The 23,876-nt window shown below is 46.6% G+C and carries 19 protein-coding genes; 9 read left to right on the top strand and 10 right to left on the bottom strand.

The window, feature by feature from the left end; all coding sequences use genetic code 11:
• The first annotated feature begins 449 nt into the window (after positions 1–449).
• The 5 genes from QUA43_RS09835 (at position 450) to cobT (ending at position 4,549) form a co-directional block, all read left to right on the top strand.
• Positions 450–578 (top strand): hypothetical protein, encoded by a 129-nt coding sequence (locus tag QUA43_RS09835; RefSeq protein WP_333373351.1) that lies wholly within the window; start codon positions 450–452, stop codon positions 576–578.
• A 379-nt stretch (positions 579–957) separates the two neighbouring features.
• Entirely contained in the window at positions 958–1,671 is a 714-nt protein-coding gene (locus QUA43_RS09830) for a Crp/Fnr family transcriptional regulator (protein ID WP_190663937.1), read from the top strand.
• A 90-nt stretch (positions 1,672–1,761) separates the two neighbouring features.
• Positions 1,762–2,259, top strand: a complete 498-nt coding sequence (locus tag QUA43_RS09825; protein ID WP_333373348.1) for a universal stress protein — start codon at positions 1,762–1,764, stop codon at positions 2,257–2,259.
• A 250-nt stretch (positions 2,260–2,509) separates the two neighbouring features.
• Complete coding sequence (locus QUA43_RS09820) at positions 2,510–3,265, top strand: DUF2232 domain-containing protein (protein WP_333373346.1); 756 nt, start codon at positions 2,510–2,512, stop codon at positions 3,263–3,265.
• A 177-nt stretch (positions 3,266–3,442) separates the two neighbouring features.
• Entirely contained in the window at positions 3,443–4,549 is a 1,107-nt protein-coding gene (cobT, locus tag QUA43_RS09815) for a nicotinate mononucleotide-dependent phosphoribosyltransferase CobT (RefSeq protein WP_333373344.1), read from the top strand.
• Between the two features lie 292 nt (positions 4,550–4,841).
• On the opposite strand, the gene QUA43_RS09810 is transcribed toward cobT, so the two are convergent.
• Positions 4,842–5,240 (bottom strand): hypothetical protein, encoded by a 399-nt coding sequence (locus QUA43_RS09810; RefSeq protein WP_333373342.1) that lies wholly within the window; start codon positions 5,238–5,240, stop codon positions 4,842–4,844.
• Positions 5,241–5,707: 467 nt separating this feature from the next.
• The gene (locus tag QUA43_RS09805; protein WP_333373339.1) at positions 5,708–5,866 is read right to left on the bottom strand and encodes a hypothetical protein; all 159 of its coding nucleotides are present in this window, start codon (positions 5,864–5,866) and stop codon (positions 5,708–5,710) included.
• A gap of 155 nt (positions 5,867–6,021) precedes the next feature.
• On the opposite strand from QUA43_RS09805, the gene QUA43_RS09800 reads away from it, so the two are divergent.
• The gene (locus tag QUA43_RS09800; RefSeq protein ID WP_333373337.1) at positions 6,022–7,131 is read left to right on the top strand and encodes an extracellular solute-binding protein; all 1,110 of its coding nucleotides are present in this window, start codon (positions 6,022–6,024) and stop codon (positions 7,129–7,131) included.
• A gap of 245 nt (positions 7,132–7,376) precedes the next feature.
• On the opposite strand, the gene QUA43_RS09795 is transcribed toward QUA43_RS09800, so the two are convergent.
• The 5 genes from QUA43_RS09795 to QUA43_RS09775 all read right to left on the bottom strand — a co-directional run bounded on the left by QUA43_RS09795 (position 7,377) and on the right by QUA43_RS09775 (position 14,763).
• Positions 7,377–8,213: a YwqG family protein gene (locus QUA43_RS09795; RefSeq protein ID WP_333373335.1), complete on the bottom strand. Its 837-nt coding sequence runs from the start codon at positions 8,211–8,213 to the stop codon at positions 7,377–7,379.
• 102 nt (positions 8,214–8,315) lie between these two features.
• Complete coding sequence (locus QUA43_RS09790; protein WP_333373332.1) at positions 8,316–8,846, bottom strand: hypothetical protein; 531 nt, start codon at positions 8,844–8,846, stop codon at positions 8,316–8,318.
• Between the two features lie 288 nt (positions 8,847–9,134).
• Positions 9,135–12,437 (bottom strand): PAS domain-containing protein, encoded by a 3,303-nt coding sequence (locus tag QUA43_RS09785; RefSeq protein ID WP_333373329.1) that lies wholly within the window; start codon positions 12,435–12,437, stop codon positions 9,135–9,137.
• Between the two features lie 683 nt (positions 12,438–13,120).
• Positions 13,121–14,251, bottom strand: a complete 1,131-nt coding sequence (locus tag QUA43_RS09780) for an aldo/keto reductase (protein WP_333373326.1) — start codon at positions 14,249–14,251, stop codon at positions 13,121–13,123.
• Positions 14,252–14,256: 5 nt separating this feature from the next.
• Entirely contained in the window at positions 14,257–14,763 is a 507-nt protein-coding gene (locus QUA43_RS09775; protein WP_333319515.1) for a bifunctional nuclease family protein, read from the bottom strand.
• Between the two features lie 395 nt (positions 14,764–15,158).
• Between QUA43_RS09775 and ribE the strand changes: the two genes are divergently transcribed.
• Together ribE and QUA43_RS09765 are read left to right on the top strand one after the other, a co-directional pair.
• On the top strand, positions 15,159–15,872 hold the full coding sequence (gene ribE, locus QUA43_RS09770) for a riboflavin synthase (protein ID WP_333373323.1): 714 nt from the start codon (positions 15,159–15,161) through the stop codon (positions 15,870–15,872).
• 87 nt (positions 15,873–15,959) lie between these two features.
• A complete protein-coding gene (locus QUA43_RS09765; protein WP_333373320.1) occupies positions 15,960–16,802 on the top strand; it encodes a GYF domain-containing protein in 843 nt (280 codons plus the stop codon).
• Between the two features lie 296 nt (positions 16,803–17,098).
• On the opposite strand, the gene QUA43_RS09760 is transcribed toward QUA43_RS09765, so the two are convergent.
• The 3 genes from QUA43_RS09760 to QUA43_RS09750 form a co-directional block, all read right to left on the bottom strand.
• Positions 17,099–17,992 carry a glycosyltransferase gene (locus tag QUA43_RS09760; RefSeq protein ID WP_333373318.1) on the bottom strand — a complete coding sequence of 298 codons (894 nt, stop codon included), beginning with the start codon at positions 17,990–17,992 and terminating at the stop codon, positions 17,099–17,101.
• 12 nt (positions 17,993–18,004) lie between these two features.
• On the bottom strand, positions 18,005–20,377 hold the full coding sequence (locus tag QUA43_RS09755) for a hypothetical protein (RefSeq protein ID WP_333373316.1): 2,373 nt from the start codon (positions 20,375–20,377) through the stop codon (positions 18,005–18,007).
• An 83-nt stretch (positions 20,378–20,460) separates the two neighbouring features.
• Positions 20,461–22,221 carry a peptidoglycan DD-metalloendopeptidase family protein gene (locus tag QUA43_RS09750; protein ID WP_333373313.1) on the bottom strand — a complete coding sequence of 587 codons (1,761 nt, stop codon included), beginning with the start codon at positions 22,219–22,221 and terminating at the stop codon, positions 20,461–20,463.
• A 569-nt stretch (positions 22,222–22,790) separates the two neighbouring features.
• Between QUA43_RS09750 and pgeF the strand changes: the two genes are divergently transcribed.
• Positions 22,791–23,669 (top strand): peptidoglycan editing factor PgeF, encoded by an 879-nt coding sequence (gene pgeF / locus QUA43_RS09745; RefSeq protein ID WP_333373310.1) that lies wholly within the window; start codon positions 22,791–22,793, stop codon positions 23,667–23,669.
• Positions 23,670–23,876: the final 207 nt, after the last annotated feature.

The raw sequence follows: 23,876 nt of genomic DNA, 5'->3' as shown, positions 1-23,876 counted from the left end.
GACAACAGTTAATTAACCTTTTGTCTTCGGATAACTTCTATTGCCTATCATAGGTTAGCCGGTACTTCCGCACCAAATGCCCGCTTCTATCAATTGCAAGTGCTGTCAAATTCTGCGGCTCAGGGGCGAGTTTCCCTACCCGGAGGCTGATTCGTGCTCGGAATAGCTGCGATCCCGACGAACTTTTGCCTTCACCCGCTTGAAGGGCGGGCCGCACACTGTCACCGCGAGTTTCGTTAGCATGGTGGCGCGCCACTGTCTCTTGCTCTTTCGCCGACTTGGAAAAAACCTCAAACAATTTGCGATTTGGGAGACCGAGATTCGGGATTGTCCCCGTATACTGCGTTTGAGTAACCTTTTATTATAGCCTTTTATCTGTATACATGGCTAGATACTAATGGTACAATAATCTTGGGGTAGCAGAAAAGTTTGCTGGGAAGTGGGTGGGTTTGGCTCGGGAAGAGCGCCAGTATTTAGGCTTGCAATGGCTGTGGATTTTGCCGATCGTGCTGACATTTGCCAGGTTCTGGGCAGTTGCTCGGATTTGGGATCTGTCTGACGTGCTTGCAGGCTTGTGATCGTGGATTCTGCCTTCTCGACAGCAGGGCAAGAGTGACAACAAATCTCTCAGCAGTGTTAAGCTTGTCTTCGCGAAGTGCTTTCAAACGTAATTCGATCGGCTCAGTCGTTTGCCACATTGCTAAAATTTTGTTAATAAAATTTGCTCAGTGGTATATATCTAAAAAATTATGGTATATTCTTTAGTTTCTAGCTCCCAATCAGAGCTTGAGGCTATTAATTACCATATTGAGCCTTTGACCGCAAAACTTTAGAGGTAAAATTTCCGATTTTAGATCCTTGTTTCTCAAATCTTGAATCTCAAATCGAATGACTCGGCTGCAAGCTATTTGTAACTGCCCAGCGCAGCTCAAGCGCATAAATTAAAATGATGGCCTCATGGAAGACCGCTTTAACACCCGAGATCCGAATTCTAATATAAATCAATTGATAGTTTCTACTCCTTTTTTTGCAGGATTACCCGATCCTGTAATCGAGAGAGCAACTGTCCACATCGTTACCCGCAGTCATCCGTCAAATCAAGTGATTTTACTCGAAAATGACTGGGGGACATCAGTGTATTTTATATTGGATGGTTGGGTGAAAATTCGCACCTACAACCTAGACGGAAAAGAAGTAACACTGAATATTTTAGGGAAAGGAGAATTATTCGGGGAAATGGCCGCGATCGAAGAAGCACCGCGATCGACAGATGTGATCACCCTAGCCCCGACACTGATCGGCAATATGCCATCTCAGGATTTTGTGCAGCTCATTCATACCGAGCCGCTAGCAGGCATTCGCCTAGCTCAACTGATGGCGCGTCGCCTGCGACAAGTCAACCGCCGCCTGCGTTTGCGAGAGTCCGACAGTACCTCGCGAGTAGCAGATATTCTCTTATTTTTGGCCGAGGGGCAAGGCAAAAAAATCCTGGAAACAGGAGGTACAGAAATTCCCAACCTGCCACACAGAGAATTGAGCAGCCTCAGCGGGCTGGCTCGCGAAACAGTAACGCGAGTGCTGAGCAAGCTGGAAAAAAAAGGAACTATTCAGCGCGAACGTGACGTTTTGTGCATTCCTGATCTGCACGCCTTAGAGCGTCTGTTAGTCTAGAAGTATCAGAGTTTGCTTTTATTGAATCTAATTCAAAAGCACTCTCTGTTAACTAACTGATATTAATGATTTCCCGCAGGAGGTAAAGCTGTGAGTTTTAAGAAAATTTTCGCCGCCTTAGATGATTCTGAACTGGGCCACCGCGTCTTCACCCAAGCTTTAGAATTAGCTCTGAACGATCGCGCCCAGGTGATGCTATTGAACTGCGTTACTGTCAGCACCATGGGGGAGACGGCAGTGCCAATTCCGGTAGATTTGGGCATGAATGTCGAGTTAATGGATCAAGCTTATCAAGCTCAACGTTTGCGGCTGGAAAGGGAGGTAAAACAGGCTTCGGGTTTGCTGAAAAATTACTGCGACGCTGCAGCAAACAAAGGATTGCAGGTGGAATTTGACTGCAAAATGGAGGGCGATCCGGGGCATTGTATCTGTGAATCCGCCGAAAATTGGGGCGCAGATTTAATAGTGTTGGGGAGGCGTGGCCGCACGGGGTTCACAGAAGCTTTCCTCGGCAGCGTCAGCAATTATGTCGTTCACCACGCATCTTGTTCGGTGTTGGTAATCCAGGAAGCCAAAATTGAAAAATAATGCTGCTGAAAATTTTTGCTGAGAAAATCCATCTAAAATAAGACTTGCGTTCCTACCGAAACCCGGTTTCTGCGAGCAATATTAAATTTGGCGGCGAGGCATCCAAACACTGAAACCGGGAATCAGCCGTATCGGGCGCAAGTCCCGTAAAATCTAAAATCTAAAATCTAAAATCGGAAAATCGGGAATCAGCCGTATCGGGCGCAATCCCCGTAAAATCTAAAATCTAAAATCTAAAATCTAAAATCGGATGAGTGATTTTTTGTCAGCAGATGCTGCATCTAATTCGAGTAGTTCCCCCAGTACAAATAACGAGCAGCAAACCGCCGATATTTCAGCAATGGCTGGCGATCGCACAAATCCAGATCCGGGGAGGCGCGCCTCTGGGGAAGCACCTTTAAGGCTTGTAGAAACGGCTTTTTTGGCAAGTACCGCTAGCTTAATTTGGCTGGTAAATTATTACTTTCCGTTGGGGCCTTTGCTGCGGGTTTTTTTCCCGATACCCATCGCCCTAGTTTACTTGCGTTGGGGCAACCGAGCAGCTTGGATGGCAGCTTTGGTATCGGGTTTGCTGTTGTCGGTACTGATGGGCCCGACGCGGAGCATTTTATACGTGATGCCTTTTGGAATTATGGGAGTTGCGCTGGGAGGACTTTGGAGGCGCAAAGCGAGGTGGTCACTCTCTATTAGTGTGGGTGCTCTCATTGGTACTGTAGGCTTCTTTTTTCGGTTTTGGCTGCTGTCAGCGTTGGTGGGTCAAGATCTTTGGGTTTACGTAACGGCCCAGGTAACAGAGATGGTGGAATGGGTGTTTGTGAAGCTAGGCTGGCTTAATGTACCGAGTTTGAACACTATTGGGGCGATCGCCGCTGGGATGATTTTGGTTAACAATATTGTCTATTTATTTGTAGTGCATTTAGTAGCTTTGCTGCTATTAGATCGTTTGGGAAATCCAATTCCGCGGCCACCAAGCTGGGTGCAAGTTTTGATCGATTATGAAGAGTAGTGATTGGGCATCGGGCATTGGGCATTGCTAATTGCTAATTGCTACTAAATAACTAATGACTAATAACTAATAGACCTCTCCTGCAAAACAAGTCTTGAACAGGCAAGATGCCTGTTCCACAATAATTATTGCAGAGGTCTAATGACTGACTAATGACTACTGACTAATGACTAATTTATGATTGGTATTTATACAGAAATCGAACAGGGGCAGCGGTGGCTCGATCGCTATCGGGGACAAAAACCGATATTTGCCTGCGTGTTAGGATTTACCGCTACTGGCTTAATTCCGGGGATTTCAGCAGCAGGAGCAACCCCGCACGATCGACAATTTACTTGTTTGGCCGATGCAGAATTTTTGTATAACGGCCCCCAACCGTCGCCCCAATATCCTTTGCCGCCCCTAGAAGCGGGTGCCTCGCCGGTACTGATATCTCGCGCTGTAGTCGAAGCTTTGGAACTTCCCCTTTACCTATTTAATGCTGGTTTGCCCCTCCCACCTCCCGTACCTGCAATTGATTTGGGCGGCACTCCCGCAAAGTGTCTGATTTCTGGGAATGCTTTAGAACTAAAAACAGTCAAACATTTGCTCGAACAAGGATTAATTTGGGGAGCTAAATTGGCTGCTCAAACTAATGGCAGCTATTTAATTTTAGGGGAGTGCGTAGTTGGAGGAACGACTACTGCTTTGGGCGTGTTAATGGGTTTGGGTATTGCAGCGGCGGGCAAAGTTAATAGTTCTCATCCTCGCTGCAATCACGCTCAAAAATTGGCTGCGGTGACAGCGGGACTCAATAATGCTGAGTGGGAAATTGGCGGACAAAACAGGACTCCCCTGGAATTGGTAGCGGCAGTGGGCGATCCGATGCAAATAGCGGTGGCGGCAATGGCGATCGCCGCGAGTCGGACTTGTGGGGTGCTTCTGGCTGGGGGCACGCAAATGCTGGCAGTGTACGCTTTGATGCAAGCCTTAGCCCGTGAATATGCTCTGCTATGGAGTCCCGAACAAGTTGCGGTGGGGACTACGCGCTGGGTGGCCGAAGACCCTACAGGGGACACGGTAGGACTTGCTAATGAGATCGGCGGTGTGCCTCTGTTGGCGGCGCAGCTAAGTTTTGCTGGATCTCGCTACGGGCAACTGCAAGCTTACGATCGCGGCTATGTTAAAGAAGGTGTCGGTGCGGGTGCGTGTGCGATCGCCAGTGGCCTAGCTGCAAATTGGACTCCAACTCAACTCCTCCACGCTGTTGAAGCTTTAGCCTCGCGCTGTGAGATTAAACATTAAGTAGATAGTTATAAGAATCGATGCCGGATTTGTGAACTTCTCTCTTTCTTCTCTTTCTTCTCTTTCTTCTATCTCTCTGCGTCCTCTGCGCCCTCTGCGGTTTGTAAAAAAATCTTGTTCACCAAAGAAATAGCATTCCTATTTCTACACAATATCTCGCTTTCATGCAGTATTCTTCCTGTTAATTGCGCGATCGAAAAAACTCTATGAAATCACTCTATAAATAGACGAGCATAAATCAACGCAACTTGTATTTGTTTTTGGATTAATGCCCGATCCCCGCTAGCAATATTTAATTAGGCCCGCCTAGATGTTGCGAGTGCATTCTTTTGGAGAGCAACTGTTCTTCCAAGGCGGCAATTCGATTGTAAGCTGCTGTTAGCTGAGCTGTTAAGCGCTGGATTTGAATCTCGGCGCTCAGCTCTTTTTCCAGGCTTTGAGAATTCTTGTCGAAGTAGCTGTCATCTAACAGTATGTCTTTGTGTTCGAGGATGCCGTCGAGACTGCTGTAGCTTTGATAGGGCGAGGTTTGGTCATTTCCTAGCGTTCCAGAGCGATCGTTTCTCTGTTGCTGGGTCAGCTTCGTCTCCTTGGCCGACTCCAAGAGCTTTTCATTGAGGTTTTCTATGAGTTTGTAGAGAGCCTCGACTTGTTGGCTCAATACTGTAACTTGCTGGCGGAGCGCTTCCATACAATCATCCTTTGGCTCGTAACTTATATCTTTACATTTTAGGTAAATCTTTACATAACTTGGATTTATCACTAAATTATTTAATTTTTGACGTAATTGTTGTGTTCCCAATCCTGACAGTAGATTTAGGGAGCCAGCTTGAAGATAATCGATCGCCATTGGTGAGTCGATTGTAGATTTTAGATTTTAGGTTTTAGATAGTCTTGGACACAGGAACCGGGTGGGTTAACCCCCATACTTCGTTCAAACCTTCAATCACAGCTAAAACGTCGGGTTTCTGAGAGTCTGATCGCAGAGCGTCCTATTAGATTGACTTCGCTCTCATCAGTGCTTTCAGGATTCAGATGAATGGATTTTTAGTTTTTTTAGTTATTAAGCTGTCGCCGATTTAAAAAGGATTTTTCACTTCGGTTGTGAAAAAAGCCTCATCCAACGGCAGATGGCAGCGCTCTCATTGTTTCGTTATATTAAAAAATGTAACACAGATGCAGTCGATCGACCCGGCTGGTGATCACAACTTGCTCAAAGGAACTTTTCGCAGAGAAATTAGGCGTTAAGCTGAGGGAGTTTTCGGCATCGGAAAGCTCGATCGACAAGTTAGAAGGTAAAATCAGGGCAAGAGTCAAACAGATTCAGAGCGCAGCAGAACCGAGTACAATGGCTCTGTGTTTGACAAAGAAATAAGACAAATCGGCGCCAACTACCGGACTCGACAAACAATTATTTCCTGGGCTGTAGAACACAAAACCATCGGTCAATATTTAGAAAAGCGGATTCACAGGTGAAACGAAGGTCTTTGCTATTGGGGGCCGCCACCCTAACTTTAAGTCAATTGGCGGCAGGGTGCGACTCGAAGCCGATTCTCAAAATTCGATCGCTCAAAAACGGTATTCCGGCCCAACTGGTAAGCAAATTTAGCCGCGATGTACAACCGTCTCCGCTTTTGCAGGTAACGCAAGAACCACAATTAAAAGAATTATTCGCCCTGTTGCAGGAGTGGAAACAGGTTCCCAAATCAAAAAATCAAGCTGACTTGGTGATGTTGGGAGATTACTGGCTGACTTTGGCAATTCGGCAAAAATTGATTCAGCCGATCGATCCTGCTAAGTTTGCTAATTGGCCACAATTGCCCGAAAGATGGCAAAAACTCGTCCGGCGCAACGATGACGGTCAATTAGATCCTAAAGGTAAAATTTGGGGCGCACCTTACCGCTGGGGAAGTACAGTAATTGCCTATCGAACAGATAAATTTAAGGCTTTGGGGTGGACTCCGACAGATTGGAAAGACTTGTGGCGATCAGAATTGCGCGATCGAATTTCTCTGCCGGACAGTGCCAGAGAAGTTATCGGTTTAACATTAAAAAAACTCGGAAAATCTTACAATACGCAGCAATTAGATCAAGTCCCAAATCTTAAACAAGAACTCGCAAATCTGCACCAACAAGTTAAACTTTATAGTTCTGACGCTTACCTGCAACCATTAATTTTAGGCGATACTTGGTTGGCAGTAGGTTCCTCTGGGGACTTGCTGCCGCTGCTGCAAACTCAAAAGGATATTGCTTTAGTAATTCCAGTTTCGGGAACTGCACTTTGGACAGATTTGTGGGTACAACCAGCATCAGGAAATCCAGTTTCTTTAGTGGAAAAATGGATTGATTTTTGCTTACAGCCTCGGATTGCTCCTCAATTATCTTTGCTGGCTAAGGCTAGTTCGCCGATAATTGTCGGTATGAAACCAGAGGATTTGCCGGAAGCTGTTCGCACTAATTCTGTGTTGTTGCCGGATGCTAAGATTCTTGCTGCTAGCGACTTTCTGCTGCCGTTTGGGGATGCGGGGATCTCGCTGTATCGATCGCTCTGGCAAGAAATTCGGCAAGTAGTGAAAGGCTAAAATTTCACTACGTTTTGAGGTACGTAGCTGCGCTTCAGCGCTCTTTTATCTATGAAAGAGCAGGGAGCAGTTTTGCATTTATAGTGCTGTCCCCGCTCCCGTATTGTACAATAGGCGATCGGGACATTATTCAAAGAAAAAATGCTTTTTACAAAAATGAGATGCTTCCAAAGAGCGCTGAAGCGCAACTACGTACCTTAGAAAAATAAAAAAATAGCACGGGTTGAAGTGTTGGTATTTTAATTTTAATGACAATCGTAATTATAAATCACCTTGGAAAAATCTAATATTTCTAAATCTTCAGCACGAATAAAAAAGTTTCCTACTCCACAATCACCCCAACAAATCTCCCCATCACTCATCATTTGTAAGAGCAAAACTTTATGGTCTTTGTATTGCGGACTATCCTCACGAGGGTCAGTTTGTGTAAAGTAGGCATAACCACCTATTTTAGTCTGATAATTACCTATATTAGCATTATACCAACGTCCTAATTTGAAGTTATCTGCTCTCATTAAATTAGATAATTTTTCTATACTTTCGATAGTAAAAAAATGTTTGAATTGATAGTCTTCGCAACCAATCCACTCATGGTGGAGACTAAAGTCTAAAGCCAAACATTCTTGAGGATTATTCACATCGTTGTAATTTAAAGGTGAAAAGCCCTCCAATTCTTGATTTAATAAAAAAGCAAAATCTGTGGAAAAATTATTTTTATCAATCTCAGCAACATACAATAGTTTGAAATCTTTTTGATTGTCCAAATTGTCTAAATCCATGCCATACAAATCTGTGTCACCGATATAAAATTGCAAAATTCCTTGTTTGGGAAAAGGGGCTAAATATGGCACTTGGGCAAAGATTTCCTCAAAATTGAGTTGTGCCAAAAGGTGCATATATTTTCCATCACTATCTTTGGGAAAATCGTAACCTTTCGGCAAGTAAGGCACTCCGCCAAATTTGCTTGACCAGAAATCAGTTGCCTTTCGTTCGTAAGTGATTTTGATAACAGGCTTTTCTGAACTTTCAATTTCTTGGCGAAAAGGTTCTAATTCAGCAGGAAGATCAAGGGTTGTTTTCATTTTTTTATACGAATTATAAACGGCATTTGTCAGCTAAAATGTGGGTGCGTCAGCTTTTGATTTATCGATTATCCCAAAAATCTCTCTAGCTGACGCACCCTACTAAAAGCCTTTGAGTTTGCCTCGAAGACCTGGATTTGAGAGAGATTCTAAATCAATCCGACAGTTAAGCCGATCGCCCTTGCACGAATAAACTGCCAAAGCAGTGCCTTGACGGTTGCAAACTCGCACATTGTAACCATAATCGTTGGCGACAGTGCCAAAGCGGTTGACAAACTGATAGCGTTCCATATAATCGAGCAAACTCCAAAGTTGGCGGTTAACTATGATAATTACCCAAGTATTGCCAGGATCGACAAACCAGCGATCGAGCAATTTTCCGCCATAGAGTTTTTGAGCTAACCACAGACTCGGCACGCTTTTTTCGGTTTGCGAAAGCGGGGGCGACGGGAAATTAGCAGCGCTGCCAGTCGGACAAGCCGGCTGCTGGGAAAATGCCGCAGATTGTCCCCACAGCAAGGCTCCGAGGCACGCAGAACAGGCGATCGGGAACAAGAATAAACTTTTTGTCAAAATGCCGTGTTTGCGGCGAGAAACTTGATTTTCGTGGCGCATTTTGTGGTAATTCATCATATTATTAGCCAAGATTGTATAAATCATTCATTAATACAGAAACCGCAGATGTAAGGCAGATAAACACGGATAAACGCAGATAATTTTAAATTACTCGTTACTAGGCTCCAGCCTAGTAAAGCAGATCCGGAGGCTCTGCCTCCATGTTTCCAAGCGAGGCAGAGCCTCTAGATTTAGGTTCCCAGGCTGGAGCCTGGAAGTTAATTTTATTATTCTTCAGTCCGCGGAGGCGGACTTTGTTTGTATAGTAGCGGTTTCAACCGCCGACTCTTATTGCTGCTTTCAGTGTTAAAATTCCGATCGCCTAAACAATGAAGCAGGCAGACAAGCAGTAAAAGTAGAACCGCAATTTAACTCGCTAGAAACTTCAATGTCGCCGCCCATCATCTGACAGAAACGCTGGCTGATAGTCAGTCCCAAACCAGTACCGCCGTACTTGCGAGTAGTTGAATTGTCGGCTTGAGTGAAAGGTTGAAACAGTCGCTCTTGCTGCTCTTTTGTCATGCCGATGCCCGTGTCCGTCACTCGGAAAATTAAAAATTCTGCATCTAAAATTAACAGTTGAGCAACTCTCGGTTGATATTTATTTTTTAATTCTTCGCTGGTAATTCTTTCGACAGTAAGTACGATCGTCCCATTCGCAGAAAATTTAGCAGCATTGCTGAGCAAATTCAGCATTACCTGCCGCACTTTCATCAAATCGCCGTGCATCGCGCCGATATTGTCAGAACTCAATACTTGCAAAGTATTGCCGTTTTTATCCATTAGCGGTTTGATAGTTGTTACCACCTCCTCAATTAAGCCTCCAACATCAAAGCTTTCGAGGTAAATCTCCATCTTGTCAGCTTCAATTTTGGAAATGTCGAGAATGCCGTCAATTAGGCGCAGCAAGTGTTTGCCAGCAGTGCGAATTTTGTCTAAATCCGAGACTACCTGTAAGTTGCCTAACTCTTCGGCATCTTCCGCTAGCATATCGCTGTAGCCGATAATCGCGTTGAGAGGAGTGCGTAACTCGTGGCTCATATTTGCCAGAAAAGCACTCTTGGCGCGGTTGGCGAGTTCTGCGGCTTCTTTAGCCAACTGCCATGCTTCCTCAGCGTCTTTGCGTTCGGTGATATCCCGCAGTGTCGCCACCACCGCTTCGACGCTGCCGTCTGTGGCACAAAGCGGGCTGAGAATGTACTCGTAGTCGCGGGTTCCCCAGCTTGCGGTGGGGACAATTACTTCGCCTTTCACGGGCTCGGCTGTGGCAAATATGCCGTGGCATTCTTGGTGAACCCGCTGCATAATTGTTGGCGACCAGCCTAATTCCTGCCAGGTTTTGCTAATCATTTCTCTGGGGTTCATGCCTGCAGCTTGAGCGGCGGTGCGGCTGACGTAAGTGTATTTTCCCGATCGATCTACCAGAAAAATTAGGTCAAGAGAAGCGTCGAGAATGCCGTCAACTGTTCTGGCGTGTCGGGCTACCTGAGCGGTCATTTGTCTGACTGTGATGGCGCCGCGGACTCTGGCGGCGAGTTCAAACTGCAAGAGTTCGTTGGCTTGTTTGAGGAATAGGGTGCGCTGTTCGACTTCTATTTCTAATTCTGCTTTGGCTTTTTCTAGGGTGAGTTCGGCAAGTTTGCGATCGCTCACATCTGTAGAAATTGTACCGACTGCATAAGCTTTACCTTCGGAGTTGCAGAGGGGAAATTTCAGAGAAATATAAGTGTGCGGGCCATCGTCTTGAGGGATGATTTCTTCGATGGTTAGGGGCGAGGAGGATTCGAGAACTTTCAGGTCATTTTCTCGCAAGGCTGCTGCTTTGTCTTGGGGAAAAATATCGCCGTCGGTTTTCCCTGTTATTTGCTCTTTGGCGATGTCGAATAAATTGTCAAAATGGCGGTTGGTGAGCAGGTATTTTCCGTCAAGGTCTTTGATGTAAATTACTGCTGTTGAGTTGTCTAAGATCGCTTGCAGCAGTGCTTCGCTCTTTCGCAGGGCTTTTTGAGTGTTTTGGCAATCGAGTATTTCTGGCTGCAATTCCCAGTTGAGGCGATTTAAGTCTTGCCAAGCTTCTTGGACTAGATTTAAGGCGATCGCGCTTTTTTCTAGTTCTGTATTTGCCGGCCGCGACTGATTTGAGACGGAGTTTGCGGGCAATTCTAGGGGTTGGAAAGTTAGCAGGATCTGGGGATTTGCGATCCTCTTCGTTGGCGTAGCCCCCGTAGAGGCGGGCTTTCCTTCGGATCGCTTCGCTAACGCTAACGGGCCATCGCCGGTAATTTTTTTATATCGAAAATCGACCGCTAATTGACCGTTTAAACTCGATTTTTTGGGAAATAAATCGGGGAATTCGCCGAAATTTAAATTGTCGGAAATCCGATCCTCTTCGAGGGCTTCGCCAACGAACTTCCGAGCTCGCTGCTGCGGTTCGGCGGTGGAGTTAAATGCCCAATTCCCCTCTGCTGTTAATAAATCTGAGTTAGCGGGTTTGGCAATCCGGCGCGTGACTGCAACGCCCAAGGTGAAGGGGACAACGGCAGCCGCAGACATTGCCAGCAGCCAGTTGTTGCCCCACCAAGTTGCGATCGAGGTTTTGGGGATGCCCCGCACTAAAATTGCTGCGGGTTTTCCCGCTAAATTGCCGAGGGATTTGGCAGCTACTGCATAAGTTTGACTGCCTGTTTGTACGTTTCCGGCGACTGGTTTGCCCCCACCGGCGAGTGCAGATTGTAGGAGAGATTTGTCTATGGAATTTAAGTCTGGTAACTGTTGGTTTTTTGTAACTGCTTGCGAACTTGCCAAGACAAATTTGCCGTCAGCCAGCAGTGTGTAGATAGCCTGATATCCGCCGCCCTGTAAGTTGAGCATTTCGCTGCTAGCAACTGCCGACGTTTGGCTGATAATTTTTCTTAAGACTAAGGCAGCAATCACTGTCTGAGTTTTTGGATCTTTTACGGGAATTGCTGCGTAGCGGACGAGCACAGGGCGATCGCCCTTTCCGGGCGGCAAAGATCCCAATTGTTCCTGAACTTCCGATTTTGCAAGGATTTCGGTAGCTGTAATTGGGTTTTTTGCAGCGAATACTCGATCGACTATTTTTGGCAGGTTAAAAGTTTTTCCCTTCTGGTTAGAGTTTATGCTAACCACTATCTGCCTGTTTTTTCCAACTAAGGCCGCGCTGTCTATTTCCCCTGTTTTGACTTGATTTTCTAGAATTTGATTGACAGATTTTTGCAAATATGATAAATTTTTGCCGCTGTTGTAAGCTAAGGCTATTTGGGCGATCGTTTGACTGTCAGAGGAGTTTTGCAAACGGTCGGCGGCGCGATCGAGTTTGAGATTGTAGTTAATTTCACTAAGGCTCAGTTCTAATTTAGCTTGATTTTGGAGTTCGTTGCTTCCAATTGCCGATGTTAACCACAGTGCTGCTACCGTTATTCCGACTGGCAAAATTGTTTGTAAAGCCACCAGTCCAATTAGCTGTTTTCTGGTGACGGACAAGTTGTAAGTGGACGGCTTGAAAGCTGTTTTAAATCTTTCGGAAGTCGCAACTTTAGTTTGCTGCAGACAATTTTGCTGGCTGTCGTTTAACTGAGTATGAGCCATAATAGTAGATGCTGAATCGGTTATAGATGACAGGCGATAAATTAATCTGGAAGGTAATCAATTTTAGATTTTAGATTTTAGATTTTAGATTTTAGATTTTAGATTTCGGCGTGAGCGATCAGTTGAACGATTTTAGATTTTATATCGAGTTCGGTTAATCACTCATATCATGTCCTGTTGAACGACCGCGGTTTTTGTAGGGGTTTCCCTCACCAACAATACCTGCCAATAATTGACAATCTCAAAAACCCGATCCGACCGGGATATTATGGTTAATCGATCGCACATGATATTATCCTAAAATTGTTGCCTCTCGTCGGCGCCAACCAACCAAGCAAGAAAATGACTGGGGTATGCTCACAGAAATCAGTTTCTAGGTGTTAATCAGATTATCTTATTTAGCTGTTTTTACATATACTGTCGGTTCCTATTGAAAGTTTGTTCGCAGCATCCCAATGATGGCTTTCAAAGGAGTGCTTGCGCTTAGATATAGGCTTGGCTGTGCAGGATGCTCGCACTCCTTTGAAAACGCTTTTTGCAAAATCGGGATGCTCTTGCAGACAGTCGCCAGACTAAGTAATTTTCCATCAACTGTATCGTAAATTTACTTAAACCAAAGTTTAGCCTAATTATTGCAAAACTTTAGATATGCTCGATCGCCTTTTCCCTGCTTTACCTTTTTTTCAATCCCACAACCGCCTGCCTGCTTTGCCGCCCAGTCGCTGGTGAGTATCTTTGAGCAAAGTTGGGATGTCTAACTCTTCAGGACACCGGGGCAAACATTCGCCACAATCGGTGCAGCGGTTGCCTTTGTTGCCGGGAAACCAGTGTCCGGCATTTTCAAACATGGCGTAGCGGTATTTGCCAAAGTCAGTCATGTCGCACCCGACGGCGAGATTGCGGAGTCGCAATACTTCGGGAATGTTGATGTTTTCCGGGCAAGGCAAACAGGCATAGCACTGGCTGCATTTGTCGGTCTTCAAACTGGCGGCAATAGCCGATTCTAGCCGATCGAACGCAGCGATTTCGGCGTTGGTGAGAGGAAAGTCGCGATCGCAATATTTCAGAGGTTGCTCTAATTCTGTCGCATTTGCAGGGCCCACACTCAAAGTCCCAATCCTCGTATCGCTAAGTAAAAACCGATAGTTTAACTCTAAGGGCGAGAAAGGCGAGCACAATTGTGCGAGAGTTTCTGGGGGCGTGTAGAGTTGCCCTCCTTTATCTGCCGGGGAAATGATGAAAACGCCCATATCTTTGTCTTTGGCGAGTTCAATTGCCGGGGCGTTGCGCTGAAAAAAATAGTAATAATGCAGATTGACAAATTCAAACAAATCTGTATTGATTGCAGCCAAAATCAGATCCAGAGGCCCGTGAGTCGAAAAGCCGACGTGCCGAATGCGACCATCGGCGAGGGCTTTGCGTACAGCTTCCATGCAGCCTGTGGGCGATCGCACCCAAGCCAAATGTTCCCAAGTATTCAAACCGTGAATTGCCAGACAATCGATATAGTCTAAATTCAAGCGTTTGAGGGATGCGTCGATACAGCGTTCCATTGCTGCTGCATCCTCGGTTGGGGAAATTTTTGTAGTGACGTGGAGGCGCGATCGATCGACAGACAAACCAGCCGAAAGGGCCGCGCCAAGATATTCCTCGCTGCAACCGTAACCCGCAGCCGTTTCCAGGTGATTGATTCCCTGAGACACCGCCTGTTGTACAGTCTGACAGGCAGTTTCCTCAGAAGCCAAATAGCGCATGGTTCCCAAGGAAAATACAGACAGGTGCAAGTTAGTTTTGCCAAACCGTCGATAGCGCATAAAGTTTATGAAGTTTCGCCCGGGCTGAAGCCGCTTCTCTTAATCAAATCCTCTGGACGGAGGTTTGAGATAAATTCCCGGAAGGCCCGGCGTTCTGCCTCATCAGCATCTCGATCGACCGGTATCGAAGCATCGGCGACGACTTCTTCCATCACCCAGATGGGGCAGTTCGTTCGCAAGGCCAGGGCGATCGCGTCGCTAGGTCGGGCATCGATCTCTTTTTTAACTTCTCCCTGACGGACGATCAGCACGGCATAAAACGTGTTATCTTGCAGCGAGTGAATAACTATGCGCTCCAAGGTAAGACTCCATGCCTCTAAAAAATTGACCATCAGATCGTGAGTTAAGGGCCGAGGAGGCTTGTGGCCTTCGATCGCGCTAATAATAGCTTTTGCTTGCTCCTGACCGATATAAATAGGCAAAGCGCGTCGCTCAGTAGAGTCTCTCAATAGGACAATAGGGCTGCGCGTGGCTGCATCTAAGGCAATTCCAGCGACTTTCATTTCAATCATTCGATCGGCCTCATAGAATTAAGAAACTGTAAGGCAGTAGAGAACTTGGACATAAAGATCACCTAAATCCAGTATGACTTGATCTTCGCCGGAATCTGCAACAGATCTGGGACTATCGATTTTAGATTTTAGATTTTAGATTTTAGATTGACTCGGGGGAGAGGCAGGGCTGTTTCATTCTCTTGTAGGGGCAGCCCCCCGTGGCTGCCCCCATGTCCCAAACGCCTGTACAGTCGTCTGTGGCGGGGTAGGCACGGGGGCACTACCCCTACAAAATTCATGTTTTTGGTGAGAATGAAACCGCCCTGGGGGGACAGGGGGACGGCAAAACCTCCTGTCTCTGGTTTGTCTCTATGGTTTCATGTAAATAAGCGATCTACTAAGGAAAAATACTTATGTTTACAGGACTAATTCAATCTCTCGGAAAGCTGAAGTCGCTAGGCAACGATTATTTCCAAATTTCCTGCACATCAAAGAACTCCTACCAGATTTTACAAGATTTAGCCATTGGGGACAGCGTAGCCGTCGATGGAGTCTGTTTGACGGTAGTGGAAGTTCTGCCGCAAGGTTTTGTCGCCGTCGCTTCCCCAGAAACTCTCCGCCGCACTACTCTGGGATCATTCCCCGATGCTTTGGTGAACCTAGAAACCTCCCTGCGCGCCGGTAGCAAATTGGGGGGACATTTTGTGACGGGGCACGTAGATGCGATCGGCACTTTAGCCACATCAACCCAAACCGCCAACGCTTGGGAGATGCGGTTTACTGCCCCACCAACAGCAAATTCGGGATGGCAACGTCAAATCGCACCTTACATCGTTTCCAAGGGCAGCATCGCCGTCAACGGCATCAGCTTAACCGTGGCAGATTGCGATGCTGACGGCAATTGGTTTGAAGTTGCTGTCATTCCCCACAGTTTTGGTGAGACAAACCTCAGCTATTTACAACCAGGAAGTTTAGTAAACTTAGAAGCAGATATTCTGGGCAAATATGTCGCCAAATTTCTCCGCAGCGGCTCAAAATCCCATCCCGAACCGTGGGAAGAAACCCCGGCAATCAACAGTTTGGGAACAATTACACCCGAATTCTTAGCAGAACACGGATTTATTTAATCTTCGGGTGCGCGCAGCGCACATTGCTAAGATAAAAGTCGGCGGTTGAAACCCCTACTAAACAAACGAACTCCTAATTGCAAGCTCATGAAAATTCCATCATGGCCCGCGTGGTTTCCTTATCCTATCTCATGGTTAAGGGGTTTCGTTCTTTCCAGGATCTTCGGCTTTTTTGTAATCAGTGGCATCCCAGAAGTTAGTAACACCGGTGATTTTTTCATCTTGCTGACGGTTGCTTGGCTGGTGCAGCCATTCCTGTTTACATTCCTTCACTACCTAACTGCCGCAACGATCGAAGCAGCTATCACAGGTTTACCGAGTCAAGTCCCGAACTACGATCGCATCCATCAATGGCTTACCAGCAAGCGGTGTTCGGGAACTTGGCGGCACTGGAGAGAAGGGTTAAATGCCTTCGTGGTTCTGTTCTTCGGCTTCTTCTTCTCGCTATTCGTTGGTGCACTTATTATTGCCGCGCCTTCCGATCGAGAATCTTCAATGTGGAAATTAACAATCGCCCTCTCCTGTTTGCCTGTTGCCACCGCTTACCTCTATCAATATGATCTTTGGGCGCGTCGGCGACGGGCGGCAAAGCAAGAAAGGCGATCACAGAATTCCACCGCACCTGCTGCAAAGCAAAAAAGGCGATCGTCGGCTCCCACAAACTTACCCGATCCAAATCCAATAGAACAAGAACTCAATCAACTGAGTGCCGATGCTGGAGCAACTCGGATGCGACCTGTGAGACAAGCAGCCCCCGAAGTTGCTGACTGGTACGTGTTCCGATCGGGTAAAGCAGAGGGCCCGTACACCAAATTACAACTCTGGGAAGTTCAGAAAATTACAGCTCGCACAAAAGTTAGGCGAGGAGATGGTGACTGGCAACGCGCTGGTGAAGTTTCAGAACTGACCAAATATCTTACACAACAATAGACCTATTGCAAAATAATTTTGTGCTATTATCGAAAGTTTAGCTAATTTTATAATCTAGCAGGCCCGGCAAGTTTAAGGAGATGCCAATCAACCCAATAATTCAAAGTTTGACCTAAACTTGAGCAAACTTTTAAGAATAACACATATTTTTTTTGCAATAGGTCTAAAGAATAAACTTGTAGTTGTATGGTGCGTAATCCGCGAATTATTTTATCAATAATTGACGACTAAAAGCAGACGCACCCTATTAACTCTTACTCCTCTCTCTGCGTTCTCTGCGGTTCAATAATCCCACTCTATTCCTCAACAAAATTGTTTTTCTCCCAAAACAATCCCGCCGCAATTCCCACCTGAGAAACTAAAAATAAGGCAGCAATTAATAGCTTTTGAAAGCCCGGTGCGTGGAAAAATGGATAAGCTAGCAAATTCAAATAAAATGACGGATGTTGTAGTTTCCCATTAGCCCCGCGTTTCGAGATAATTTGCTGAAACAAAAAAGCACCTCTACCATAATTGAATTGCTGTTTCCAAAATTTGCGAAGAGTGAGTGCATGGGAGTGATAAACTATAACTTCGGGAGCGTAAATTGCGGTATTGCCCGAATGCAACCACCGATCGCAAAATTCCCGGTCTTCTCCAGCCGCGAGAGAAAAAGTCGTGTCAAAGCCGCCGATTTTTTGGAATGCCTCAGCGGGAAGGGCAAAATTGTTAGAAGTGAAAAATTGCGCGCGATCGCCAATAGCATTATAGTAACTGTAAAGGTAATCGATCAGTTGCTGGCTGGCAGTAGAATAAATGTTATCCGGCAGCGCGTTTACAGTTCGACCTCCGATTAAGCAATCTGGTGTTTCCACAAATCGCTTTTCCAGATTTTGCAGCCAATCTACCCCCACAGTACAGTCATCGTCTGTAAAGACTAAAAATTTGCCTTCTGCGGCAAAAGATCCAGTATTTCGCGCGGTTGCAGGGCCTGAGTTGGGTTGTGTCAGAAGTGTGATATTTAGCTGATTTTGAAAAGGCGAAATTGTATTTTCGACAGAGATTTCGGTGCTATCGTTGACGACGATAACTTGAAATTTCTCGCGCGGATATTCAATTTCAACAAAAGACTGCATACACGCCGCTAATTTATCGGGGCGATTGTAGGTCGGAACAATAATTGAAAATAGAGTTTTAGCTTTGTTCATCATAACTAATAACTTTTAGTTTTTCAAGCGATATAGCACCGACTCAGTATTAAAATCTTTTCCGAAAACTGGTTGCAGCGGGCCCTGGGCACTTGTCAGCCAAGATAAAGCTTTTCTGGTAGCTGCGTTTGTCTCAGTCAGGGGCCCGAATCCCACAGTCCTAATTTTATTTTGCCGCAGGTTGTCAATCCATGCCGAAAGTCGATCGGCTCTAAACGGCACATATAAAACTTGTCTGTCCAAATTTCTCCCGTAAAACAGGTAGCTGCGCGAACTTAAAAAGAAGCCTATTCTTTCATCAGGTACTGTATTTTTATCAATATACTCGTAAATTCCGCGATACAGTTCGGTGCGGGCAAAATCTCGCTTTTCCCTCCAAGGACCAATGACTATCAATCCTATACAGAAACCAATAATCACTATGTAAATCGATTTTTTCCGGGTGGGAAATAGATGATTCAGCCATCCTAAGCCCGGATTGATTTTCAACCATATCGCAGCCAGCGTCACTGACACAAGATAAAATCTCGGATATGGTAATATATATGGCCAACTGGGGCCTAATATTTTCCATATAGTATTAAGAGCTTCTCTTGGGTTAGACTTCAAATTATCAATCAACAAACTCCCCCAAACAATACTATCTCCGGTGAAAGAAGAATTTTTAATAAAATCAAAAATTGTGTTGCTAGTAATTCCGAACAAACCACTAACCAAAACCACTGCCAGAATAAATTTATTTGGAGTTTTCAAGAGAGTGGCTGTAGCTGCTGCGGCGATGGCGAGTACGCTTAAAAATGGAAATCCGTATCTGAGGTTAAAACCCAGTAAAGGGCTGAGTTGACCGATCGACTCTCCGGCAGTACCGGACGTGTAAGGTGTAATTATATACAGAATTCCTGTGCTGGCGAGAAGTATTATTAAAATAATATTATTTTGATTAATTATTCTAGTTTTACCCTGGATAAAAGCCAGAGGTGCTGCCAATACCTGAAGCGCGATCGCCAGAAAGGGCAGTTGCAATCTAATGATAATTTGTAAGCCGACAGTTTGCCAGTGGGAAATATTGCTGGGATTAAATTGAGCTGCTAAAGTGCTTTGCCAAATCTTTAGAAGTGGCGAAGCGGGGGGCTGCTGTACCGGAGGTGTTGGTGCAGGTATCGGAGACGGTAAGGGAACAGGCTCTAAGGGAACTTGAATATCGCCGACTTCGCCGACAGGATAATTGATTTGCAGCAAGTTTCTCGCATACCAAAAACCTCCTAAAAGCAAGCAACAAGCTAGGCCGCACAGCAAGACTGGTTTGAGAAAGTGGCGAATTCTAAAATTAGCTGGTGTGGATTTTTTATTAACCGCGAATCTTTTAATTTCTAATATTGCTAATCCTCCTAAAAGTGAGGCTGCATAGATTATTCCCGTGATTTTTATTCCGGCTAGCATTCCTGCGGCTGCCAAAAATAGGGAGAGTTCCGATTGCGATCGGCTGCTATGATAGGACAAACCTAGATACAAACCGACTGTAAATATTGCAGCTAGCGGTAAGTCTGGCTGAATGGTGTTAACTTGGTTGAGCATCATCGGTACTGTCAATACTAAAGATGCTGCTGCCATACCGTGAAGTCGGGTTGCTCCAAATTTTACGCTTAATAGATAGACGGCAATTCCCTCAAGTAGCCACGCAATTAGCATGGGAAAAGCTGCTAAAAAATCTTCTCCGAAGGGAAGCACACACAAAGCAGATAAAACGTGCCAATTGTAGGGATATACTCGTGCTTGCTCTTGTTCAAAAATCCAATTTCCGGCGGCATCTAATAATGTAAATGAATGGGTTTGATACCATCGGGCGATCGCAGGCAGGTGAAACCACAATGAGTCATAATTGGTTGTGGGTTTGCTTGCCAGAGTTTCCAACAGCAAAAATCCTGCAACAGCGGTGGTAACAATAATTAGGGATTCTGAGTAGCCCAAAGGTTGCTTGAGTTGGGGAATCTGCCACTGCGAGAAGGTAAAAGTTTTGTGTTTTTTTGTATAAATCAGGATGAAGCCGATCGCACAAATCAGAATTTCTGCTATAATCACCGCAGTAATATTTAGTCGATCGGCACTTCCTAAAATTAAGCCGATACAAACTTGTGCGATGCTCCATCCCGTCAGGAGTACGAGGAGAAAATGGGGAAATGAATAGTTATTGTTTTCTTTTTGATTCTCGAAGGCAAGAGACAAGCTTAAGGGAATCGGCCCGACTAGAATAATCAGAAATAAAATTAATTCCCACAAATGCTGCGCTATTAGCATAAGCTGCAAGTTACCATCTTTTATCAGTTTTTCCTCGTTACCCGAAAGTGACTGGTAACGAGGAAAAGCAACGAACACGCGAGCTCGTTGCACAAAACATAAATTTTCTTGTGGGGAGTAGGGGTTGGGCTTTTCGACCGTTCCACAAGAAAATTTATCTAGCCACTTCCCAATTTTTACCTGTTAGCTTGCTTCTGAATTTTGGGTTTGACTGCTTCGGCATCTTTGGGCTTAGAAGTATCAGCTTTTAAGAGTTCCGGGAATGGCGGCTGGAGGTTGTGAACTTCGATGTCCATTCCCAGCGGTAGAGGTGGAAGCTGGGGCAGATCGTTTTCCAAATCCTTGAGTCCGCTAGCGGTTTGTATTTCCACCATTTTCGGCATTTGCGGTACTTTGGCGGTTTCTAAACTGCCGATCATTTTTGCCAGAGCGAATTCTAGCTGAGAGCCCGGGTCGATCGCCACCCAACCCTGGTCAGTCATTTGCCGAACCTCGAAGTGGAGGTGAGGCCCTGTAGACATTCCCGTACTCCCGACGCGGCCGATCGTCTCTCCCTGTTTCACGAACTCTCCCGGTTTCACAAACAGTTCCGAAAGGTGGCCGTAGAGAGTTTCCTGAGACTTTTTGCTGTGGTTGAGAACCACCGTCAAACCGTAACCACCCAACCAATCGGCGATCGCCACTTGACCCGCATAGGCTGCCAGTACGGGCGTTCCCATCGGAGCCCCCAAGTCAGTTCCAGTGTGAAACCTGCCGTAGCCCATAACCGGATGAGTCCGCCACCCAAACGGTGAAGTAATTGCCGAAGCAATAGATAGCGGAAACAGCAAGCTGGTGTTGCCATTTCCGGGGAGGCCTGCGGGACGCGGCGTGAGATTGTAGTAAGCAAAACCGGTATTGCTGCCGCTGCTGACACTAACGGCACCGACTTGAACCGGCCCGAGTCCCATGCTGGGCGCTGGAGCGCCGCCGCCGTAAGATGCAGATCCGGCATAATACCCAGCGTCTGCGGAGTATCCAGTGTCTGCGGAGTAGCCGATGTTAGCCGAGTAGCCGGTGTCTGCGGAGTATCCTGCGTTAGCCGAGTAGCGGGGGGGTGCGTAAGCAGATTCCGGTGGGTTTGAATCCCTCCAAACCTGGCTGCCTATTTGTTGAACGGCTTGACCGAGTTTACTGACAGGATTCCCGCTACTATTTCCGGCAACAGTTCCCCGAACCTCGCCCGGAAGGCTTTCTGGCCGATTTCGAGGAGGAGGGGCTGCAATATAGCCGTCGTCTGCGCTCGGAGTTTCCTGTCTGTAGTTGGGTTCTCCTGCATCTGCCGTCACTGGCTCGGAAACAGGAGGAGGCGCGCACAAACCGCCTTCTCCTTCGCAGCCGGTCGATCGTTCTGCAAACTCTATTCTGGTTGGCGCTTCGTACTCGCTGGTAGCGCCAACGCTGTAGTCTGTTTGGTCGATTTCAGCGTGGGCTGGGTTCACTGGCGCTTCAAAAGGTGGCTCCTGGGCCGTCGCTTCTGGCAAAGGAATCAGCGCTGGCTCTGGCAGATAATATTGGGTGGGAGGTGGTTCGCTGGCGTACTCCGGCTCCCTGGCCGGTGCGGCATCGAAAGGCTCCGACGGTGGAACTTCTGCCTGCGGTTCAGGGTATGGTTCTGGCGACCCTTGGCTAAATTCGGGTTCCGGGGGCGGGAGAGGAGCTTCAAATAATGGCTGGAGTTCTGCTGCGCCGGGGACGGCTTGTTCTGCTGGCGGAGTTTCGGCTTGGGCCCAAACTAAGCCTTTGCTGAGTAGTCCCAGACTGGCAAGGCAACCCAGTCCCACCAGCAGTGAGCGATCGGACAAAAGGCGCGATCGAGTCCGGGCGCCTGTAGGGTTCTTTTTTTGCTGTTTGGTTTTCAAAGGGGCTGTTATTTGCTTGTCTGGAACTGGTTTCACGATTTTTTTTCCCAACTCAACAGGGGGGACAAGGATCTCGAAGTCAGGATCGAATGTATGGCAATCCTTGTATTTATATACAGGCCTAACTGATTTTACCGGGCTTGAGGCAATTTTTTTTGCACATAGAACAAGTTCAAATGCCTTACGCATTCACTCGCGATCGATATCCGGTTTTTTTGATCCCGATGGCACTTGCCTAGAAGTCTGTGACGGCCACAATGATGATAGCGCTTTGGCGTTCCTCTATGTTAATTAGTTGCCTATATTTCTCAGATTCTGCAAAATTTCGGCGCAGTCGGTCGTCCTGAAATATTGCACCATTCTCAATAATCTTTTCAGGGCGGACTCTCCTGCCCAAACCCTACTCCCCACAAGAAAATCTACTCTTTGTGGAACAGGCCAGAAAGCCTGTTAAGCGAGAATGGTGCAAGATGTGAGTTGTTCTCAAGCCGCCGACTCATCGCGATTTTTTCCTGAAAGCTGGCCCTGCCTTTAAACTTCGCGGACAAAATTTTTGATTGTTTAGAATACAAGCTAAATGATGCGCTTGAGTAAGGATAGGTTTCATGACTGTAGCTGGCGATCGCTTGACAAATTTTCCTGACTCTGAATGCGCCGGAGGGTCTGATGGTATCAGTTGGGACTGGCAGAGTTCTGAAGGCTTGCCCTATCTGACTTGCAGCTTGCTTTCTCGCTGGTCTCACGGCTTTTTTACGCGCGATTTCTCGCCCCAGGGGCCGATCGATCTGACGGAAGTTCTCGAACCGGGAGCTAAGGTTTACCGACTCCAACAGGTACACGGCAATGCGGTACTCAAAACCACTGAGTTGTCCCCGGTTGTGGCTCCCAAACCGGAAACCGCTGCCCCAAGCTATGCTGAGGCTGATGGCTTGGTTGCCCATCGAGAATTGGAGGCGCTGTGGGTTTGCTCGGCTGACTGTGTGCCGGTGCTGATTGCTGACGATCGCACGGGACTCGTTGCGGCAGTTCACGCGGGTTGGCGCGGGACTGCTGCTAAGATATTACCAGAGGCGATCGCTCAACTTGTGGCACAAGGCAGTCAACTAGAAAATCTGAAGATTGCTATGGGGCCGGCGATCGCTGGAGAGGTTTACCAGGTATCTGTGGAAGTAGCAGCGGAACTGGGAGCCACTATTGCTCCTAAGAGTGCCGTTAGTGCGACAACCGACGGCATTCTAGAGTTTTTGCATCAACTGCCGGAAACGCCTGTCTTGGCCGATCCAGAACCGGGAAAAGTACGCTTGGATGTTCGCCTCTGCAATGCTCTGCAATTGCAGCAGTTGGGAATCGATCTTTCTCAAGTGGCGATCGCTCCTTTCTGTACTTATTCTGACTCGGCTCGCTTTTTTTCGTACCGCCGCGATCGACTTAAAAAAGTCCAGTGGTCGGGAATTGTGAGCACCGGCGGGACAAGTTCCTTCTGAGGGCATTTGGCAGAAGGTAAAATTTTAGACCGCCCAGATAAAAATAAAAATCTTTGGATTCATTATTTTTTATTTCCCAATGCCAAATGCCTTCTATCTTCTACCTTCGTAAGGTTTGCTGGTTCCTGTTTTAAAGCACCAAAAACTAGCAGCAAAACTTTTGGGAAAGCGGCCCAAGCCCCCGCCCCGCTTTCCTCTCTTGTTAAG

Source organism: Microcoleus sp. N9_B4 (genome assembly GCF_036701635.1).
Taxonomy (GTDB): domain Bacteria; phylum Cyanobacteriota; class Cyanobacteriia; order Cyanobacteriales; family Microcoleaceae; genus Microcoleus.
The sequence above is the reverse complement of the archived record's forward strand: the minus strand, read 5'-3'. Positions and strand labels throughout refer to the sequence as shown.

Bases quoted from the DNA above. Each gene is read 5' to 3' on its own strand.
- QUA43_RS09830 (WP_190663937.1), top strand. From the start codon at position 958: ATGGAAGACCGCTTTAACACCCGAGATCCGAATTCTAATATAAATCAA.
- QUA43_RS09820 (WP_333373346.1), top strand. From the start codon at position 2,510: ATGAGTGATTTTTTGTCAGCAGATGCTGCATCTAATTCGAGTAGTTCC.
- cobT (WP_333373344.1), top strand. From the start codon at position 3,443: ATGATTGGTATTTATACAGAAATCGAACAGGGGCAGCGGTGGCTCGAT.
- QUA43_RS09810 (WP_333373342.1), bottom strand. From the start codon at position 5,240: ATGGAAGCGCTCCGCCAGCAAGTTACAGTATTGAGCCAACAAGTCGAG.
- QUA43_RS09795 (WP_333373335.1), bottom strand. From the start codon at position 8,213: ATGAAAACAACCCTTGATCTTCCTGCTGAATTAGAACCTTTTCGCCAA.
- QUA43_RS09790 (WP_333373332.1), bottom strand. From the start codon at position 8,846: ATGATGAATTACCACAAAATGCGCCACGAAAATCAAGTTTCTCGCCGC.
- QUA43_RS09785 (WP_333373329.1), bottom strand. From the start codon at position 12,437: ATGGCTCATACTCAGTTAAACGACAGCCAGCAAAATTGTCTGCAGCAA.
- QUA43_RS09780 (WP_333373326.1), bottom strand. From the start codon at position 14,251: ATGCGCTATCGACGGTTTGGCAAAACTAACTTGCACCTGTCTGTATTT.
- QUA43_RS09775 (WP_333319515.1), bottom strand. From the start codon at position 14,763: ATGATTGAAATGAAAGTCGCTGGAATTGCCTTAGATGCAGCCACGCGC.
- ribE (WP_333373323.1), top strand. From the start codon at position 15,159: ATGTTTACAGGACTAATTCAATCTCTCGGAAAGCTGAAGTCGCTAGGC.
- QUA43_RS09765 (WP_333373320.1), top strand. From the start codon at position 15,960: ATGAAAATTCCATCATGGCCCGCGTGGTTTCCTTATCCTATCTCATGG.
- QUA43_RS09760 (WP_333373318.1), bottom strand. From the start codon at position 17,992: ATGATGAACAAAGCTAAAACTCTATTTTCAATTATTGTTCCGACCTAC.
- pgeF (WP_333373310.1), top strand. From the start codon at position 22,791: ATGACTGTAGCTGGCGATCGCTTGACAAATTTTCCTGACTCTGAATGC.